Source organism: Rudanella lutea DSM 19387 (assembly GCF_000383955.1).
In the GTDB taxonomy this organism is placed as follows: Bacteria; Bacteroidota; Bacteroidia; order Cytophagales; family Spirosomataceae; genus Rudanella; species Rudanella lutea.
Map to the genome: position 1 here is coordinate 4,109,216 of NZ_KB913013.1, position 18,799 is coordinate 4,128,014.

An 18,799-nucleotide genomic window follows, 5' to 3' on the forward strand; every position below is an offset into this window, starting at 1 on the left:
TTGCGCGAAGCGGTCTGTACATAATTCAACTGAAAACGGTAGACGGAAAACTGTAAACTTCGTAAGAAATATGTCATGTAAATCATGTACAACCGGTGGGTGCGGTTCGCGCACGGCTGTTGCTGCCGATGGGTCGGCGGTGAAAGGCTGTGGCAGCGGAGGCTGCTCGACCGGTGGATGTAATAAATTAAACTCGTTTGACTGGCTGAGCGATATGGCTCAACCGGGTATCAAGTCGGATGTGGTGGAGGTGAAGTTCAAGGGTGGCCGGAAAGAATATTACCGGAACGTTCATCAGTTGGACCTCACTACGGGCGATTATGTGGTGGTCGAAATGCCATCGGGGTACCACATGGGCGCTGTGTCGATGCAGGGTGAGTTGGTGCGGCTTCAGCTGAAGCGCAAGAACGTGAAGGTCAACGACGATATGAAGGTGATTCAGCGAATTGCCAATCAGCGTGACCTTGAAAAGCACGAGCAGGCCATCAACCGCGACTTGCCGACCATGTACCGGGCTCGCGAAATTATCCGGGAACTGAAACTGAACATGAAGCTGTCGGACGTGGAGTATCAGTCTGACAACACAAAGGCTACGTTCTACTATTCATCCGAAGAGCGGGTCGATTTTCGCGAATTGATCAAGGCCCTGGCGGGTGAGTTTAAGATTCGGGTCGAGATGCGCCAAATCAGCCTGCGGCAGGAAGCCGGACGGCTGGGCGGAATCGGCTCGTGCGGGCGTGAACTGTGCTGCTCTACCTGGCTTACCGATTTCAAGAACATCACGACCTCGGCCGCCCGGTATCAGAACCTGTCGCTCAACCCGGCCAAGTTGTCGGGGCAGTGTGGCCGACTCAAGTGCTGCCTCAATTACGAGCTCGATACCTACGTGGATGCCCTGCGCGACATCCCGACTATCGACAAGCCGCTCGAAACCCAGAAAGGCCGCGCCTTTCTACAGAAAACCGACATTTTCCGCAAGATTATGTGGTTTGGCTACAGTTCCGAGAGTACCTGGCACCCCCTGGCTATCAAGCGCGTACTGGAAATTGTCGAGCTGAACAAGAAAGGGGTTATCCCCGAATCGTTTGATGTGCTGACGCCCGTGGGCGAAAAAGAGGCCATCCCTGTCAATGAGCTCAACAGCGACCTTGACCAGCTGGACAAGAAATACGCGATCAAGACAGGTGGCAAAAAGAAAAAGAAGAAGAAACCACCCGTGAAAAAGTAAGCGGGAAACGTTGCTCTGGCGGGGCTACTCGGTGTAAAGCCGGGTAGCCCCGCTTTTGTTTGGTTTGGGGCCATTGAACTGGCGAGATAGGTACAAGCGGTAGAGTTTCTACAACTCGTTCACTTGTAGATTGGAGCGAAACAATGTACCTAAACTTATACATCAGAATATTTTTATAAAATCACCGGTTAATAAATGAATTAAATATTGACTTGTTTTCATAGGATATAGTTGTTTAGTTTGACCCAAACCAAACAACTATATCCTATGAAAAGCACTACTTTGTAATAGTTTTGGGGTTGTGGCTAACCCTAAGCAATGTGTTTGCTCAACCCTTACGTGAGGGCGCAACGTCTGCCGAGCCACCCGCTCTGCGAGATGGGCGTAACCGGACCCCTTTTCTGGGGATTACGGTGCAGATACCGTTGCGAAAGTTGCTGGGCAAGAAAAAGACAAATCCATTGCTCGTCGTACCCCGGTTGGATGGTTCGGCGTTATATGTTGAGGAGCGTTTGCCGGTAGGCCCGGAGCCGATGAGTTCGGAGATGGGTGGCGATACGGCTGTGGTAACGGTTACACCAGAGGCCGGTGAGCCAGATCAAGGAATGGGTGCGATCCGCTGGGTGCAACCCGGTAGTAGTTATGACGATGGTGGCTGGGGAGGAGGAGCGCCCGGAGGCCATTACGAAAACGGAGATCCTAATTCACCACCCGTTGAGCAAAACCCCGTTGAAAATGAACCCATCGGGGGCGGAGTGAGTGGGGAAACGCCTGAGGAGACAAGGCAGCGCGAGTGTCAGGAGTGCTATCAGGCTGCAAATAACGCTTTTAGCGATGCTACAAGAACTTGGCAAAGAGCGCAGGAGAACCGAAATTTAGGGCTACAAGCAGAAGATAAAGGAATTTTAGATGATATCATGAGTTGCTTCTCCGCAGGTACTGTAGCAGGAGGAGCTGCCAGTGCAATTGTTGGATGGTTAGGAGCTGGTGGAGGACCTTTAACTTGGGCGGGGGTTAGTGCATTTGCATCTACTCCCATAGGATGGATATCCATGTCTACAGCGGCCCTAATTGTAGGAGGAGTCGCAGCGAAAGCTTGTTACGACTACAAAGAAGGAAGTCGTGCTCAAAAGCGGGCAGAAATCGAGTTGAACTTTTCGAAGGAAGCAGCAGCTTTTAATTCTGCAATTAGAGATTACGAAGCGAAGAAATCAGCATGTGCTTCTAAATGTAACTAGTATGGGTAATTATTGGACAATCACTTGGTGGGTGTTAAAGCTTATCATTCTAGCAGTGCCCATGTCATTTATGGTAGGCGTTATCTTTGTGAAGCTAGGTCTGGTGCCAAAACGTATAGAGGGAACCTACCTTAAAGTAATGCTATTTCTTGGCCTTTTTTTGGCTCTAGAAATGGCTTGGCTTAATCGGAATAAGCCCCCTTTCGTAAAGGATAATTACGCTGAAAGGACAAGGACAATCCTGAATCAAATAGAACACCCCTACTACAGAGAAAAGGCCTTGAAAGAATTTGAAGCGCAGCAAAAGGCTCGTGACTAACAGATGTCGCTGTACTGAGATGGGTCGAACTGATGTTTCCGTTCGGCCCATCTTGATAACTAGGGGAACGTTTGACTCTAACCAACGTGAATTATCCTTGGTGCTCGACATAAACAACTGGTTCATCAGTAGTTGCTGAGGGATAGACCTTCGACAGGAACAGGCTTACTGAGGGCTCTCAAGTTTAAGCCAGCCTGAGCCTGTCGAAGGTCTATCCCTCAGCAATTTTCCATAACTCATGTTCAACACTATGGAAATTTGGACACTAATTAAAAGTCAGAGTAATACCATACTGATAGTACTGGTCTTTGTTACACTTGGCTATCTACACTTTGATAGGAAAGAGAACGTTTATCAACGCTACCAGAAATACACGGTTATCGCTATGGGCATCGTAATTCTCGCGATTAGCTTTTGGTTTTCTTGGCAATGGCAACAAATTAAAAAGGCCAGATTAGACCAGGATTCAAAATTGGAGCTAAAAATGAAATAGTAGACATGAATCATCCCTGGGTTTAAGGTCTTGGTGTTACCCCCGTTTCGTTGCCCCGTCAGGGGCCAAACATCGGTAGCTAACCCAGACGATAAGCCCAATAGCATAGCCCCGAAGGGGTGTAACTTGTTTATGGTTACGCCCCTTCGGGGCTGTGGTGTTCGGGGGTAACAAGAACTTTGACCCTCCCCATCTGCGGGATATCGAACAGGATACGCCCCCAAGTGATGGCGGAGGAGGAGGGGGAAGTTATTACGAGCCGAGTGAAACCGCTGAAGATGCCTGTCGAAGATGTAAGGAAGAAGCAAGGGCAACAATAGAAGTTGCTAGAATTAAACGAGACAATGCTTTCGCTGACTATCTAAGCAAGAAAAATGAGATTAGTGGTCGCTTTCAAAGTGATTTTTTTGAAAGTTGGGCTGTCGGGATTGGTTTTGCAGCAATAGTGATCGAAGGTGGATCTGTTTTTGTAGCGACCCCAATTGGAGCACTAGGTGTATCTTCAGTTGCACTATTGTTAGGCGGTATTAGTACTGCTAGTTCGTTTATTGCGAAAATGAATGCAGCCGAAGCAGATGCTGGTTCAAACTTCAGAGCTATGCAAAACGCAGAAAGCGAGTGGAACTTAGCCGTTATAACTTTTGAGGATTCTTTACGTACGTGTGGGACTTGTAATTAGAGCGACAGTATCTTACAAATAGATCCATGAACTATACTCTCAACAGCCATTGTACTATTTTAAGTACGAATTACATGGCAATTGCTGCTGTAGTGATGCAATTGGCTTTTGTCTGTTTTACTATGAGTTATGTTGCCTTTCTTTTGTTATCAAGACGGAGGCCGGAGCTTCGTTCGGTTTATGGGCGAGTTATGTTCTTACTGAGCTTGCTAATGTTCGGTTATTTCCTGTATCTGTCCCGTGATAGACCACCCTTCAAGCAATGGAAGTGGGAGAGGAAGGAAGTAACTAAGTGAGAGAATGAAGCGATACGATTGACCTGACAGGGTCCAAAGACTTGAGGCAACATGGAAATCTGGACGTTATTCAAAAGCCAGGCTTAAGTAAGCAAGCAGAATCAAACGGGTGTTTTTGTTATCACGACAAAGGAGGGATAATAAAAACACCCGCCTTAAATAAATCAGTTAAATTCTGCTGGGCTACTTGCATGGTGCATAATAATTGGTATTGGATGATGGCTTCTATATTATCTATATTGATGTCAGTGTTTACTTTTTTCGTATTCAGGTCCTTTATTAAGAATCGGAAGAGAGCATTGGTGTTTTGGTTAATATTCACGGCCGTACACTATGTGACTGTTGTTGGATGTATTTTATGGATACTTGATGCAGAGCTGTGAGAGAGCTTGCCGACCTATGCAATGCTTCTAAAGAAAGTACATTTAAAACATCAACAAATGGCAGTACAGGAAATTTGGGATATTACAAAAGAGAACTTTGTAGTCCTTTTGCCATCAATAGTTTTGGGCGTATTTGGCTATTTATATTTTGCTAAGAAAGAAAACGTTTACCAACGGTCAATGAGGTTTACTGTAATTCTCCTGGTTGTCACAGTTTCAGCCATTACAATTTGGTTTAGTTTGGATTGGAAGCGAAAGGCTATTCAACGCCAACAGAAGTTTCCTGCTCCCATGATACAGAAGGGGCCATAGGGCCTGTGATGCATTAGTTTGGCAATAGGGCTTCCCGTCCTGGCGGGTTAATGAACTTAATTACAGCTATTTTCTTACAGAAAAATGTGGTCAGGCAACAACCTTTTTCACTGAAACCTCTTCTGTTTGTGGTTGGCCTTTCAATGGCTTGCGTTGATACAAAGTCAGCCCCAAAAAAACTGTACTATGAGGGGCGGGAATGGACGTTTCCAGTGACTATTGGGGAGGCCACCCGCCAGCAAAAACTACAGTTTCAGGCACCCGGTCATTACTACACCCGGCTTCCTTCAGGCGTGACAGTACGATTGGAGTTTATCTACGAAACAGGCGATTATGACAGTGAGCAACAGCCCGAAACCGCATTGTATGATCGACGCGTAACCAACTACCTGTTTACGTACCCTAACCGAAACGGGTTAATTGACTCCTTGAAACAGGTTCTTGCCAGGCAAATCAAACGCCCGATGATAGCCGTGGCAGATACCCAGCGACTTGTGCTCGAAGGAAAAACAATATTCAAGCAGTCAATTGCTTACTGGCGCGGTCTGTCGCCCGACTCACTCGTGTTGGCAGTACGTCAGGCCCCCTCCTTTAAACCCCAAAAAGAACATGAGGGGCAGGTAGAGGTTTTTATTTTCGGCGCGCCCCCCCGCAACGGAATTGACGCCCGGCTACGCGCATTTTAAGACGCTCGGCGAAAACCCGCTACAAAGCCTCAAAAATCCCCCGAATAAAACGGGCTGAACACGTAGTAGCTGCTGTCGCGTTTGGCCCGGCGGGGGCTAGTTTCGATAGACAGCACAAACCGTTTGGCGGGGCTGTCGGGCCGGAACCAGAGCGCAAAATGACGCTCGGCCGTGTATAGTTTATCAACCTCCCGCACGTGGATGGCCTGCACCTCTTTGGCCGACGCGGGCAGGCCGTTGATCAGCACGTCGGTATGGGCTACCAGGTCGTCGTAAAGTTTCAGGTGCTCGTTTTGGGTGCGCTCCACCAGCACGTTTTTGCGGTGAAAAAAGGTGGCTTCGAGCACGTCATTCATCGAAAAAGAATCCTGTTTACCCAACGGATTGGGGCTGATGGTCGCAGCCTGCAAAAAGGTAAGGAACTGATTTCGGGTGGGGTTCGGAAATATAGCGCGGGGGCTTGTTTGTACCACAATTCGCCAGGGCTTATCGGCGCTTCGTTCGGAGTACGGGGCCTGTTCATACACGTACAGCTCGTCGATAAATTCGCTCTCAATCCGGCTCAGATCGGCCAACGAAGCAGGTTGGCAGTTAATGAATACGTCGGTATTGTACCGGTACTCTTCGGTGACTGTAAGATGGTTGTTCGTCAGCCCGATCACATTAATATTGGGTAACTTGCCTCGGGTGCGGCCGTCCCGAAAAATGAGCCTGCCACTCCACTCTTCCTTATCGGCGTTAAACGTGAAGGCCAGCCAGTTCATCTCGGGGCAGTCGGGGGCGTTGGCAGGTGGCGGGGTCAGCAATGGGGTTGAGTCGAGTTCGCGCAGCGACAGTACCAGCACCACCACGCCCAGCACGCCCGCCAGCCCCCAATACCGCGCCCAGCTCCAGGTCCCCGACCGGGGTCGGAGCATCATTCGGATGCGGTCGGCCAGCGACGGCTCGTTGAAGCGACTGGGCAGTGCCGAGGCCGTAGTGCCGAGGCTTACCTGCAACAAACTGTACTGATACGCCCGCGCATCGACACCCTCGGCCAGTACGGTTTCGTCGGCCAGATATTCCAGATTTTGCCGCACCAGCTGCCGGTAGCGGTAAGCCGCCGGATTGAGCGGAAAGGCCAGCGTGACAAGCTCGGCCAGCAACACGTCGGCCGTGTGGTTTTGGCTTACGTGTGCCCGCTCGTGCCGCAAAATCTGTTCGAGCTGACAAGCGCTGTACCGATGCTGGTCGAGCACTACAAACCGCCCAAACGAAAACGGGTCGTCGACCGGGGCCTGCACCAGTGTAAAGTCGGGATAGGGGGTCCAGGTACCCGTTTCGATGAGCACCCGCAGCCGGATCAACCGCCGGATTAGCCGAAGAGCCAGCCCGAGTGTGAAAAGACCATACGCCCACCAGGCCAGAGTGCCCCAGTTGGGTTGGGGTGTTGGGTTGAACGAGGCCGGATACGATTTCTCGTCCGGGAATCGGAAAAATACCGGTGGTTGAGTGGGGGTAACGGCCTGGAGCGGTTCCCGAAGTACATCGGCTGTCCGGCTCACGGCCCGGCGTATAGGCTCGGGCTGCACCTGAGGCCATCGGGCTATAGGCAAGCTTATGGCAGCCAGTACAAGGAGCCAAAGCACCACCCGGTTGAGCCGAAACCGGGTAGTACGCCCAACCAGCCCGCTGTAGGCCAGCACAAGAATCAATAGGATCAGATTGGCCTGTAGCACGTAGTTGAGCGGTGCCATTTCATTTCTGTTTGTCGATCAGGGCCAGAATTTCGCGCAACTCGTCGGCCGAGATTTTCTCGTTCTGCGCAAAGTAGCTTACCAGATTCTTGTACGAATTGTCGAAATAATCGGCTACCACGCGCTTCAGCACAAAGCGGTTCTGGTAGTCTTCTTTTTCGATAATGGCGTAGTACTCGTGCGTATTGCCGTACGCCCGGTGGCCTACATAGCCTTTCTCTTCCAGATTACGAATAATGGTCGATACCGTGTTGTAGTGCAACGGTGGGTTATCGAAGTACGGAAGCATATCTTTGACGTAAGCGCGCTCTAATTTCCAGAGCACCTGCATTACTTCTTCTTCTTTTGCCGTTAGTTTTTCCATGGGGTCATCCGATTTGTTCCAACAGCTTCGCTGCCAGAGCAAAGTTAGAACTATTCTTATAGTTTGCAAGCGGACGTACCAGATGGTAGATTTGTGAAAACTCATGGAGGGAATGAAACATCGATTGGGCCTGCTTGTGCTCCTGCTAACGGTCTGGCTAACGGCCTGTGATACCAATACGGTTTATAGTGAGTACGAAGACATTGAAGATGGCAAATGGTTTGTGAACCACGCCCCGGCATTTACGTTTCGGATCGATGACGCCACGCAGCGCTACAATGTGTACTATAACCTGCGGAATGCCTTGTCGTATCCGTACTACAATCTGTATCTGACGCGCTACCTGAGCGATTCGAGCGGGCGCGTGATTGAGTCGCGGCTCGACGAACTGATTCTGATGGACCCCAAAACAGGCGAGCCTCGTGGCGATGGTCTGGGCGATATTTTCGATCACAAAGTGCTTATCAAGCCTAATTATCAGTTTCCCAGGCCGGGGCAGTACACCATCCGTATCAAGCAGTACATGCGCCAAAATCCGCTACCCGATGTGTTGAGTGTGGGTATTTCGGTGGAAAAAGCCGGTAAATAGTTTGACGACCTACCTATGGAGAAAAAACTTGCCTTGTTTCCGTTGAACCTGGTTGTGTTTCCGGGTGAAGACCTCAACCTGCATATTTTTGAGCCTCGTTATCGCCAGTTGATCAACGAATGTCTGGAGGGGCAAACCACCTTCGGTATTCCTGTTTTTATCGATAATAAACTGCCTGGGTACGGTACTGAGGTCCACATAACAACCCTGCACAAACGGTACGAAGACGGCCGGATGGACATCAAGACGAAAGGCCTCCGTGTGTTTCAACTGCTAAACTTTACCAATCCGGTACCGGGTAAATTATACGCCGGGGGCGACGTAACCCTGGTGGGGCCGGGCAGCGACTTGCCGTCTGACCTTTTCAGCGTACATCGGGAGCAGCTGTTGGGCCTGCTCGAACGCCTGTACGATCTGCTTCAGATCGAAACGGATGAGATTCGGCCCGATGAACCGGCACTTTCGTACCGGGTAGGCCACAAAGTGGGGCTGTCTATTGAGCAGGAATACGAACTGCTGACCCTGCCCACCGAAGCCGAACGACAAAAGTACCTGATTGACCACCTGACGAAGGTAATTCCGGTGGTGTCGGAAATGGAGCGGACCAAGCAGCGCATCCGTATGAATGGACACTTCAAAAATCTGGACCCGCTGAAGTTTTAACCCAAAAGAGCCGCCCCGGTACGCCGGGGCGGCTCTTTTATTTCTTCACATCCGAGCGACCAATTCGGCGGACTCGCTCGGGGAGCTGGTCGGTAAGTTCCTGAATATTTTTGATGGGGGGGCGGGGTTTTTCGGCCTCGCCCAGTAGAAATCCGTAAGGTTTCAGGTCGTCGACAGCATCGAACAAAACCTTAAGAATAGCCGTTAGCGGCAGGGCCAGAATAAGGCCCGGGAGCCCCCACAACTGCCCCCATAAAATAAGGACAATAATGGCCGCCAGTGGGTTGATACTCACTTTGGAGCCAACAATGTAGGGCGTGATGAAATTGCCTTCGAGCACTTGCACAAACAGAAACACCCCCACCACCCCCAGGGCCACCAGCGGGTTGGGGTGAGTACCCAACGTAAACAGTGCGGGCAGCACCGACCCGATGGCGATACCCACGTACGGAATCAGGATCATAAAGGCCCCGAAGAAGCCGAAAAACACGGCATAATCAACGCCCAGAATGAGCAGACCCACCGTGTTCAGAATCCCGACGATGATGATAACCAGCACCAGCCCAACCAAATAGTCTTTCACAACGGTGTAAATCTGGCTGAATACCACGTCGACTTTGGTTTTGCGGGTATGCCCGAAAATCTTGTAGAAAAACGACTTGAAAAAGTCGCGGTAAAGCAGGAAGAAGAAAATAAATAAAGGCAGCAGCGCAATGGTCGATAACGTATTGGTGGTAGCCAGCAGGGTAGAGGTGAGTACGGTACCGGCACTTTCGAGCGACGAGTTGAGGTACTTGCGTACTTCGGCTACCACCCGCCGACGGTCGATGTTGTGCGTATCGGCGTACCGCTGAAGCTGATCGAGAATCTGGTTGGCCCGTTTCAGGAGCCGGGGGCCTTCCTGGGTAAAATTACCGATCTGAATGCTGATCAGATAAAACAACCCGTACAGAACGCCGAGGGCGAGCGTAATACAAATGAGAATAGCGCCCACCCGGGGCACTCCCCACCGTTCGAGCCGCCGACATAAGGGGAACAGGATAGCCGAAAACATGACCGCAAATACCAACGGGACGAGTGTTTCCTGAAGCACCGACAGGCCATAGACAATAATGACCAGCGAGATCAGGATACACGTCAGGCGTGCGTAGGGGGGGAGTTGAATTTCAGGAGAGCGATTTTGCATAAATGTGCGTGCGAATGGCGGTACCAGGATGTACTTGCGATACTAACTGCGAATAAGCCACATAGGCCAGAAATTATTAGCATCTGGCAGAGCATATTTACCCGTTTGGGCGTTGAGTTAGGGGGCAAAAATCTGTTATCTTTATGTTAAGACTCACCTAATCGTGATAAAATACGCATAGTACGCCCTAATTTCGGGTCACTATCTGTTCAATCGGCTTGCTGATGAATCCTACCAAAGCATCTACTTCTGCTCACCGCGTTCTGGTTGTTGACGATGACGCGGATCTGGTCGAGTTGCTTCAATACAATCTGGAAAAAGAAGGCTATGAGGTGCGTACCGCCATGGACGGCCTCAAAGCCCTGGAGGTTGCCCGTACGTACATACCCGAGCTTGTATTGCTCGATATCATGATGCCGCAACTCGACGGTATAGAAACCGGGCGGCAAATGCGGACGATTCCCGAACTCCGGCAAACGTATATTCTGTACCTCACGGCCCGGTCGGAAGAGTACTCGGAGGTGGCGGCTTTTGATATTGGGGCCGACGACTACATCACCAAACCGATCAAGCCCCGCGCGCTCATGAGCCGGATCAACGCTCTGTTTCGGCGCGAGGCTCAAAAAGCTGACCCCGGCGACCGGATCGAAATTGCGGGCCTGACCATCAATCGGCAGAATTACTCGGCCAACTTCGGCGAAAAATCGGTGGTGTTACCCAAAAAAGAGTTTGAACTGCTGTTTTTTCTGGCCCAGCACCCCAACAAGGTGTTTAGCCGGGAGGAGTTGCTACAGCGGATTTGGGGTGCCGACATTTACGTGCTCGAACGCACGGTCGACGTGCACATCCGCAAGCTCCGCGAGAAAATTGGCGAAACCTACATCCGAACCCTCAAAGGCGTTGGGTACATGTTTACCGATGAACCCGAACAAGCCTGAGGCTGGGTATATAAATTTACAACAATCGGGCGACTCACCCCTGAGTCGCCCGATTGTGCTTTCGGCAAGTGGAATGGACCGTTTTTAATCCGCTTTGCCCGGAAATTTTCCAAAGACTTTGGCCACTGCCTGCTCAATTTGCTCGGCCGACAGGCTCCGGCGCGTCAGTACGCTCGATACGGCCACGTCCCACACGAGTGCATTTTTCTGCGCATCGACGATGTGCAGGTTTACGGTGCCTTCTTCGTAGGTACTCACCGGCACCTCCTGACTACGCCAACTGTACCGGCGCTGTCCCATATACACGGGCGCTTCACGAATGGTAGTTTGGCGGGTTTGGGTTTTCTCCTGCACAACGGCCCCGAGGTTGACCAGCAGGTCGGGGTTGTCGGTCGTGAGTTGGTAGCCCCGGCTTTGCAGTTGAGCCTTTACGGCCTGTTTTATCTGTTCCATAGCCGCTCCGTAAGTAGGGCGGGGCGTTCGGGCAATGCCAGCCGTATCGATAAAGGCAAATGTCTTATAGGCCGACCAGCTAGCCCCTTTGTCGGCCTGATTACGAATAACCCGGTAGGGCGAACAGGCCGATATAAGCCCCGTCAGCAACAGGGCTATGGCTATATTGATTGCTTGTTTCATAACGCAGATTCGTTTGATGGATAACAAACGGCGGCCGGTTTTTGTGCAGGCTTCGCCGGCTCAGGCATTCGGCTTTTGCCTTTCCCGAACTCGGCCGGTATGTAGCTAAGAGATGTGGGATATTTTTCGTACGTTGAACGGAAAATAGACTCTTTATCGCATGAAACGCCTTTTATTCCCCTTTTTGCTGCTTGCCGTTACAACGGTTTTGAGTAGTTACCGACCCATGACGGGTGTAAGCCAGCAGCTTACCGAATGGCAACGAGCCAAAGAATACACGAAAGAATACCTCGACGCGATGCCCGAAGAGGGTACCAACTTCAAGCCGACACCGGAGATTCGGAGCTTCGCTGAGCAGATGCTGCATCTGGCCAGCGGCAATTACCTGTTTGGCTCCATTGCTACGGGTAAAGCCAACCCGATGGCCGGCAAGCAGATGGAGAAAATGGAGGAGCTGAAAACTAAAGCGGCCCTGAGTAAGGCAGTGCTGGACAGCTACGATTTTATGATCGATGCACTGAAAGGCACAACGGATGCCCAAATGGCCGAAACGGTCAAATTTGGCAAGAACGAGATGTCGCGCGAGTTGGCTTTTGCGAAAGGGTTTGAACACCAGACCCACCACCGGGGCCAGACAACCATTTACATTCGGATGAAGGGAATCAAACCCCCGAACGAAAAACTGTTCTGATACAGACCAAAGCCGGGCTCCTGAGCCCGGCTTTGGTGTTTTATAATTGGTTTGGTCTTATTTCAGTTGCCCGGCCTTCCTGATCATTTCTACCACTTTCTCCACCGGTAGCTGCTCGGCGGTGTGGCCTCCGTCGCCGGTGAGGGTACGGGCCGCAAACAGAGAGTTGATGATAGCCTCTTCGGTGGCTTCGATGGCAGCCATAAACAGGGGCGAGACCGCATCGTTACGTAAAACCCTGATCTGATCGAACGCTTCGGCGGAGTCGTGCGGAATCTGGTAAGCGGTCGATACCGCAATCACGTAGTCGCCACTACCGTTTGAGGCTATTCCGCCGGTTTGGGCCAGGCCCATGAAAGCCCGCTTGGCCAATCGTTTCAGGTTGCGGGCGTCGAGCGGAGCGTCGGTCAGCACCACCATCATGCACGAGCCGTCCAGTTTCTCTTTGAAGCTATACTTGCCCAGCTCAACACCAACCGGCACCCCGCCAATTTGCAATACACCCCCAAAATTGGTTTGCACGAGTACACCCACGGTGTAGCCGCCCAAACTGCCGGGGAGTTTCCGCGAAGCCGTACCGATTCCACCTTTGAACCCGAAACAAACGGTACCCGTGCCGGCACCCACGTTGCCCTCCTGAACCGGTCCGGTTTTGGCTTCCCGGAGTGCCTGCAACACATGGGCTTTGGTAACGTGCCGCCCCCGAATATCGTTAAGGTAACCGTCGTTGGTTTCGCCCACCACGGGATTTACCGAGCGCACCTCCTCGTTGCCGGGTTGCGTGAGGGTGTAGTCGATCAGGGCATCGGTAGCGGTGGGTACATTGAGCGTATTGGTCAGCACAATCGGTGTTTCGAGCGTTCCCAGTTCTTCAACCTGACTGTAGCCGGTCAGTTTACCGAACCCGTTGCCGATGTAAATGGCCGCCGGGCTTTTCTGGCGAAACACATTGCCCGTGTGCGGCAACACCGCCGTGACGCCCGTCCGGACGTTCGGGCCTTGCAGGAGTGTTATTTGACCTACCCGAACCCCCGGCACATCCGTAATGGCGTTGAGCGGACCTGTGGGTAAAACCCCAAACCGGATGCCGTATTCGCGGGGGCGTTTGGTGGATTGAGCAGTCGCTGGGTTGTAACTCGCGACGAGCAGCAGAAAAAGAAAGACACGAAAAAGGGGCGCCATCTGAAGATCAGGTTTGTGCGCCCCAAATTACTCAATCTATGCGGGTTCGTTGTGTCGGATTATAGCTCCTGCACAACCAGTTTCCGCCAACGGACTTTGATACCGCCACCGTCGTGAATCTGGAGGGCAATAGAGCCGTTGGCCGCGCCAATTTTCTCGTCGTGCATATCGACCATCAGCTGCCCGTTCAGGAACGTCTGCACATGGTCGCCTATCACCCGAATGCGAAGGTCGTTCCACTGCTCGGGCTTGAGGATGTTTTCTTTTTCGGCCGGAATCTGCTGAAGCCAGCCCCGGCCGTACGATTCGTAAATGCCGCCCGTGTCGTGGTCTTTGGGGGCTACCTCGACCTGCCAGCCGCTGATTTTGGTACCCTCGATGCTCGACCGGAAAAACACCCCGCTGTTGCCGTTGGCCTCCTGCTTGAACTGCAGTGAAAGGTCAAAGTTTTTGTACGCTTTTTCGGTAGCCAGATACCCATAACCTTTGTCGGGGCCGCTTTCGCAAATAAGGTTTCCGTCTTCCACGTACCACTTTTCGGTGCCATACACTTTCCAGCCCGTCAGGTCTTTGCCGTTAAACAGGCGGGTCTTTTTGGTGGGGGCCGTGAATGCCAGAGCAATCAGGCACAAAACGATGGGGACAAAACGGTTCATGTTTGCGTAAGTGACTTGTTTGATGAGTAAAGATAGACGCGCCGAGGTTTCTACCTATACAAAACCGATTCCTAAGCGTACTATGAAAACACTTCGGCTACTGCCCCTTCTGTTGCTTTTGCCGTTTCTATCCGTGGCCCAATCGGGCAAACCCGCTACGCTGGCGGCTGTCAGTTTCCTCGAAGGCCACTGGCGCGGCACGTACAACGGCGGCCCCATCGAAGCCGTTTGGTCGGCCCCGGAGGCCAACAACATTATCGGATTCATCCGAATGATGAAAAACGACAAAATCAGCCTGTACGAACTGTTTGCGTTTGAGCAAACGGCGGCTGGCCCCGTAGCCATGGTGAAGCATTTCAAAGAGGGACTTATTGGCTGGGAAGAAAAAGACAAGTCGGACCGGTACCGGTTTCTGGAGGCTTCGGCCAAAGAGGCCCTGTTTGAAAAAGAAGACGGCTCCATTCGGATTATCTACGAAAAACGTACGCCCGATCAGCTCGTAATTCGGCGGGGCGAGAAAAAAGACGCCAACTGGGCATTTAGCGACCTGTTTGTGTTCAACCGGGTACGCTGATTCTCACCTGCTTTCAGTTATGTCGGGCTTTCCCGAAGCCCCTGATTCACCGGTACTACGGAGAGTCAGGGGCTATTTTACTGCAGTACTGGACATTCGGACTTCAGACACTGGACGTTAGACTTACTGCCTTTATAGATGGAGGTCTAACGCCTAATGTCCAACATCTAATGTCCAGTACTGAGCTATTTTATTCCGGGAATCAACCCGTTTCCTGACAAAAATCACCCGGTTTGGCTTGGAAGGAGGAAACAAAAACCCCGAAAAATGTATTTCTTTTGCGGCTGTTCATCATGCCAACACCAACGGCCGTAGCCTTGTCATACCCATGAAAGAGATCAAAGCCATCATCAACGCTTACGACGCCAAAAGCCCCGAAACCAAAGCCGCTTTAGCCACCGTAGTCCGGGTTGAGGGGTCGTCGTACCGCCGTACCGGCGCCCGTATGCTTATCATGGACAATGGTACCTGGGTGGGCGGTATCAGCGGAGGTTGCCTCGAAGGCGACGCCCTCAAACGGGCCCGGCTGGCTATTTCGCAGGCCAAACCAACCCTGATCACCTACGACACCACGCAGGACGATGCCTACCAGATTGGCGTTGGGCTGGGGTGCAACGGCGTTATTGATGTGCTCATCTCTCCCATTGAGGCCGACGCTCCCAAAGCCATTGAACTGCTCCGAAGCTGCCTGACCGCCAACCGGCAAACCCACGTGTTGCTGACAGTGACGCAGGTCTCCGACGAGGTGGACGGCCTCGGTACGGGCGATATGTTTCGGTACACCGGCCCCAATAGCCTTGCTCAACTGGCCGACGAAGCCGCCATGACTACGGCTACCGAAAAAATTGAACGGTATATTCAGAAAGGCAAGTCGGCCCCGGTCGAGATACCCTTCGCCGATGGCCGGGTGGTCGAGTTGTTTGTGGAGGTGATGCCTCCCATCCCGCATGTGGTGCTGCTCGGGCAGCAGTACGATGTGTACCCGCTCGTCCGGATCCTGAACGAACTCGGCTGGCAGTCGACTGTAGTAGCCAACCCCCAAAAGGTGACCCAGGCCCTGTTTGGCGCGGCCAATGCCTTGGTGGCCCCCGCCGATTTTGACGCCATTCCGGTGGACGATCAAACAGCTTTTGTGCTCATGGCGCACGATTTCAAAACTGATAAAGCCAACCTGCCCCGCACACTGGCCACCGACGCGCCGTTTGTGGGCGTACTGGGTCCCCGGGTGCGTACCGAACGTATGCTGTCGGAACTGGCTGAAGAAGGGACGCCCGTGGCCGAAACCGACCGCATGCACGCGCCCATCGGGCTCGATATTGGGGCCACCTCACCCGAAGAAATTGCCCTTTCCATTGTGGCCGAAATCAGGGCGGTGCTCTCCGGCCGGAGTGGTTCATTTTTGCGGCTCCGGCAGGCTCCCATTCACGAGCGAGACTAATCATGCGTTACCCGGTTTACATGGACTACAATGCCACCACCCCTGTCGATGAGCGGGTGCTGGAGGCCATGTTGCCGTATTTCAACGTCCATTTTGGTAATGCGGCCTCGCGCACGCACGTGTTTGGACTCAAAGCTGAAGAGGCCGTTGATGTAGCCCGTAAACAATTGGCCCGGCTGCTGGGGGCAGCCGCCAACGAAATAGCCTTTACAAGCGGGGCCACCGAGTCTATTAATCTGGCACTGAAAGGCGCTTTTGAAGCTAACCGGCACCGGGGTAACCACCTTATCACGGTACAAACCGAGCACAAAGCCGTGCTCGACACCTGCGCTCATCTCGAAAAACTGGGGGCCGAGGTCACCTACCTCATTCCTGATAGCGAGGGGCTCATTACGGCCGGGCAAGTAGCCGACGCCCTACAGCCCAACACGTTGCTGGTGTCGGTGATGCTGGCCAACAACGAGATTGGCGTTGTTCAGCCCATTGCCGACATTGCCCGCCTGACCCGCGAGCGGGGCCTACTTTTCCACACCGATGCCACGCAGGCTGTGGGTAAACTGCCCATCAACCTCGCCGAACTCCCGATTGATCTGCTCAGCTTGTCGGGCCACAAGCTGTACGCGCCCAAAGGCATTGGCGCGTTGGTGGTACGAAACAAAACCACCGTGATTGCCCAGCAGGATGGCGGTCGGCACGAGCGGGGCCGCCGGTCGGGTACGCTTAATGTACCGGGCATTGTGGCCCTGGGCCGGGCTGCCCAGCTGGCCCAGTCGCTCATGGACGAAGAGACTGCGCGCTTGTCGGTCCTGCGCGATAAGCTCGAAACCGACATTCTGGCGGCTATTCCCGGTAGTGCCGTCAACGGTTCACGCACCCAGCGGTTGCCCAATACCACAAACATCCGTTTTGCCGACGTCGATGGCGAGTTGCTGCTGATGAGTCTCAACGAAATTGCGGTTTCGAACGGATCGGCCTGTAATGCGGCCTCTACCGAACCGTCGCATGTGCTCAAGGCCCTCGGCCTGCCCGACGAACTGGCTTACAGTTCGGTGCGCTTCAGCTTGGGGCGACACACGACCGAGGCCGATATTCAGGTTGCGGTGGAGCACGTTAAACAAGTAGTCGGGCAGTTGCGCCGGTAAGCGGGCGTACCTGCCCGAACCTCTTCTACAGCCGCTCGGGCTGGCTTTTTCTCTCACATTTATGAACGATTCTATCAAGTTCTACCCCTAAGAAAAAGCATTCCGGAAAATTGCATTAAATAGTAAGATAATTATACTTTTAATAGGCGATACAGTAGGTCGCCCCTACCCTTTATCGAATACTATGCAGTTAACTGGTTCACATGTTTTGAATGCGCCCGTGTCTCGAATCTGGGGCATGCTGATGGATGCCGACACGCTCGCGCAGGTAGTTCCGGCTGTTTCGCGGCTCGAAAAAACCGGCGATAACGAATTCAAGGCCATTGCTGAGGTGAAAATAGGCCCCGTAAGCGGTTCTTTCTCCGGCGATTTGTCGTTGGCCGACATTCGCGAGAACGAAGGCTATACCCTGCACGTCAAGCAGAACAGCAAGATCGGCAATGCCGACGCCAGCGTGGCTATTTCGCTTAAGCCCATTACCGATACCCAGACCGAAGTGTCGTTCGACGGCAACGCCCGGCTGTCGGGGTTGTTGGCCCGCACGGGACAGCGGGTCATTTCGGGGGTCGCCAACACCCTCACCAAGCAGTTTTTCGATAACCTCGAACAGGCCATCAACGAGAATCCATAGTCAACGGTAAGGCCGGAAACCGCCCCGCCAACGGGCAGGCCCTGTCTTTACGCACTTGACACACAAACTATAACCCCTTTTTCCTATGCAAATTCAAGTCACAGTTAATGGGAAAACCCGTAAGTCGGAGGTTGAAGACCGCACCTTGCTGGTTCACTACCTCCGCGACCAACTGCACCTGACGGGTACCCACGTCGGTTGCGACACGTCATCCTGCGGAGCCTGTACAGTTCATGTTGATGGGGTGGCGGTAAAATCGTGTACGCTGTTGGCTGCTCAGGCCGATGGCTGCTCGGTAACGACCATCGAAGGTATGGCCATTCAGGATAGCCCGACTACCTCACAACTTCACCCGCTTCAGGAGGGCTTCAAAGAGTGCCACGGGCTACAGTGCGGTTTCTGCACACCGGGGATGATTATGACGGCTGCCGACCTGCTCAAGCACAACCCCAACCCCTCAGAGGCTGAGATTCGTGAAGCGCTCGAAGGGAATATCTGCCGTTGTACGGGCTACCACAATATCGTGAAGGCGATTCAGTGGGCCGCCACGCACTCAACCAAGCCTGAGCCCAATCAGCAGGAGGAGCCTGTTGTGGCCGATGAGCACCTGTTCACCAATGATGTAACGACCGGCGAAGTCGTTGAAACCCACTAAAATGAGTTTAAGGTTTTTGGTGAAAAGTTTTTGGTTGGCTGACGCGTCAACGAACTAAAAACTATGAACCGTAAACGATAAACC

General features: G+C 52.6%; 20 protein-coding genes. 14 read left to right on the plus strand and 6 right to left on the minus strand.

The window, feature by feature from the left end:
* Positions 1–70 precede the first annotated feature (70 nt).
* From RUDLU_RS0117035 to RUDLU_RS0117070, 5 genes are all read left to right on the plus strand, one after another.
* Positions 71–1,228, plus strand: a complete 1,158-nt coding sequence (locus RUDLU_RS0117035) for a PSP1 domain-containing protein (RefSeq protein ID WP_083940591.1) — start codon at positions 71–73, stop codon at positions 1,226–1,228.
* Between the two features lie 425 nt (positions 1,229–1,653).
* Positions 1,654–2,466, plus strand: coding sequence for a hypothetical protein (locus RUDLU_RS0117040; protein WP_211220213.1), 813 nt, complete (start codon positions 1,654–1,656; stop codon positions 2,464–2,466).
* Between the two features lies 1 nt (position 2,467).
* Complete coding sequence (locus RUDLU_RS0117045; RefSeq protein WP_019989616.1) at positions 2,468–2,785, plus strand: hypothetical protein; 318 nt, start codon at positions 2,468–2,470, stop codon at positions 2,783–2,785.
* A gap of 647 nt (positions 2,786–3,432) precedes the next feature.
* Positions 3,433–3,957 carry a hypothetical protein gene (locus RUDLU_RS27625; protein WP_044129525.1) on the plus strand — a complete coding sequence of 175 codons (525 nt, stop codon included), beginning with the start codon at positions 3,433–3,435 and terminating at the stop codon, positions 3,955–3,957.
* Positions 3,958–5,241: 1,284 nt separating this feature from the next.
* Positions 5,242–5,634, plus strand: a complete 393-nt coding sequence (locus RUDLU_RS0117070) for a hypothetical protein (protein WP_211220214.1) — start codon at positions 5,242–5,244, stop codon at positions 5,632–5,634.
* 29 nt (positions 5,635–5,663) lie between these two features.
* Here RUDLU_RS0117070 and RUDLU_RS28830 read toward each other — a convergent pair whose 3' ends face one another.
* Both RUDLU_RS28830 and RUDLU_RS0117085 read right to left on the minus strand, forming a co-directional pair.
* Positions 5,664–7,370 carry a M56 family metallopeptidase gene (locus RUDLU_RS28830; protein WP_019989622.1) on the minus strand — a complete coding sequence of 569 codons (1,707 nt, stop codon included), beginning with the start codon at positions 7,368–7,370 and terminating at the stop codon, positions 5,664–5,666.
* 1 nt (position 7,371) lies between these two features.
* Complete coding sequence (locus tag RUDLU_RS0117085) at positions 7,372–7,734, minus strand: BlaI/MecI/CopY family transcriptional regulator (RefSeq protein WP_019989623.1); 363 nt, start codon at positions 7,732–7,734, stop codon at positions 7,372–7,374.
* Positions 7,735–7,846: 112 nt separating this feature from the next.
* Between RUDLU_RS0117085 and RUDLU_RS0117090 the strand changes: the two genes are divergently transcribed.
* A complete protein-coding gene (locus tag RUDLU_RS0117090; protein ID WP_019989624.1) occupies positions 7,847–8,323 on the plus strand; it encodes a gliding motility lipoprotein GldH in 477 nt (158 codons plus the stop codon).
* Positions 8,324–8,338: 15 nt separating this feature from the next.
* Entirely contained in the window at positions 8,339–8,986 is a 648-nt protein-coding gene (locus tag RUDLU_RS0117095; RefSeq protein WP_019989625.1) for an LON peptidase substrate-binding domain-containing protein, read from the plus strand.
* 37 nt (positions 8,987–9,023) lie between these two features.
* Here the strand turns inward: RUDLU_RS0117095 and RUDLU_RS0117100 are convergent, their stop codons facing one another.
* Positions 9,024–10,172 carry an AI-2E family transporter gene (locus RUDLU_RS0117100; protein ID WP_019989626.1) on the minus strand — a complete coding sequence of 383 codons (1,149 nt, stop codon included), beginning with the start codon at positions 10,170–10,172 and terminating at the stop codon, positions 9,024–9,026.
* A gap of 224 nt (positions 10,173–10,396) precedes the next feature.
* Between RUDLU_RS0117100 and RUDLU_RS0117105 the strand changes: the two genes are divergently transcribed.
* Positions 10,397–11,110 (plus strand): response regulator transcription factor, encoded by a 714-nt coding sequence (locus tag RUDLU_RS0117105; RefSeq protein WP_019989627.1) that lies wholly within the window; start codon positions 10,397–10,399, stop codon positions 11,108–11,110.
* An 84-nt stretch (positions 11,111–11,194) separates the two neighbouring features.
* Here the strand turns inward: RUDLU_RS0117105 and RUDLU_RS0117110 are convergent, their stop codons facing one another.
* Complete coding sequence (locus tag RUDLU_RS0117110) at positions 11,195–11,746, minus strand: DUF4136 domain-containing protein (protein ID WP_019989628.1); 552 nt, start codon at positions 11,744–11,746, stop codon at positions 11,195–11,197.
* Between the two features lie 160 nt (positions 11,747–11,906).
* On the opposite strand from RUDLU_RS0117110, the gene RUDLU_RS0117115 reads away from it, so the two are divergent.
* Positions 11,907–12,437, plus strand: a complete 531-nt coding sequence (locus RUDLU_RS0117115) for a DinB family protein (RefSeq protein ID WP_019989629.1) — start codon at positions 11,907–11,909, stop codon at positions 12,435–12,437.
* A gap of 57 nt (positions 12,438–12,494) precedes the next feature.
* Here the strand turns inward: RUDLU_RS0117115 and RUDLU_RS0117120 are convergent, their stop codons facing one another.
* Both RUDLU_RS0117120 and RUDLU_RS0117125 read right to left on the minus strand, forming a co-directional pair.
* On the minus strand, positions 12,495–13,619 hold the full coding sequence (locus RUDLU_RS0117120; RefSeq protein ID WP_019989630.1) for a DmpA family aminopeptidase: 1,125 nt from the start codon (positions 13,617–13,619) through the stop codon (positions 12,495–12,497).
* A gap of 59 nt (positions 13,620–13,678) precedes the next feature.
* A complete protein-coding gene (locus tag RUDLU_RS0117125) occupies positions 13,679–14,275 on the minus strand; it encodes a 3-keto-disaccharide hydrolase (RefSeq protein WP_019989631.1) in 597 nt (198 codons plus the stop codon).
* Between the two features lie 82 nt (positions 14,276–14,357).
* Here RUDLU_RS0117125 and RUDLU_RS0117130 point away from each other — a divergent pair, with 82 nt between their 5' ends.
* From RUDLU_RS0117130 to RUDLU_RS0117150, 5 genes are all read left to right on the plus strand, one after another.
* Entirely contained in the window at positions 14,358–14,849 is a 492-nt protein-coding gene (locus RUDLU_RS0117130; RefSeq protein WP_019989632.1) for a DUF6265 family protein, read from the plus strand.
* A 328-nt stretch (positions 14,850–15,177) separates the two neighbouring features.
* Entirely contained in the window at positions 15,178–16,287 is a 1,110-nt protein-coding gene (locus tag RUDLU_RS0117135) for an XdhC family protein (RefSeq protein ID WP_027303156.1), read from the plus strand.
* A 2-nt stretch (positions 16,288–16,289) separates the two neighbouring features.
* Entirely contained in the window at positions 16,290–17,429 is a 1,140-nt protein-coding gene (locus RUDLU_RS0117140; protein ID WP_027303157.1) for a cysteine desulfurase family protein, read from the plus strand.
* A gap of 184 nt (positions 17,430–17,613) precedes the next feature.
* Entirely contained in the window at positions 17,614–18,060 is a 447-nt protein-coding gene (locus RUDLU_RS0117145) for an SRPBCC family protein (protein ID WP_027303158.1), read from the plus strand.
* A gap of 85 nt (positions 18,061–18,145) precedes the next feature.
* Complete coding sequence (locus RUDLU_RS0117150) at positions 18,146–18,715, plus strand: (2Fe-2S)-binding protein (RefSeq protein ID WP_019989636.1); 570 nt, start codon at positions 18,146–18,148, stop codon at positions 18,713–18,715.
* Positions 18,716–18,799 lie beyond the last annotated feature (84 nt).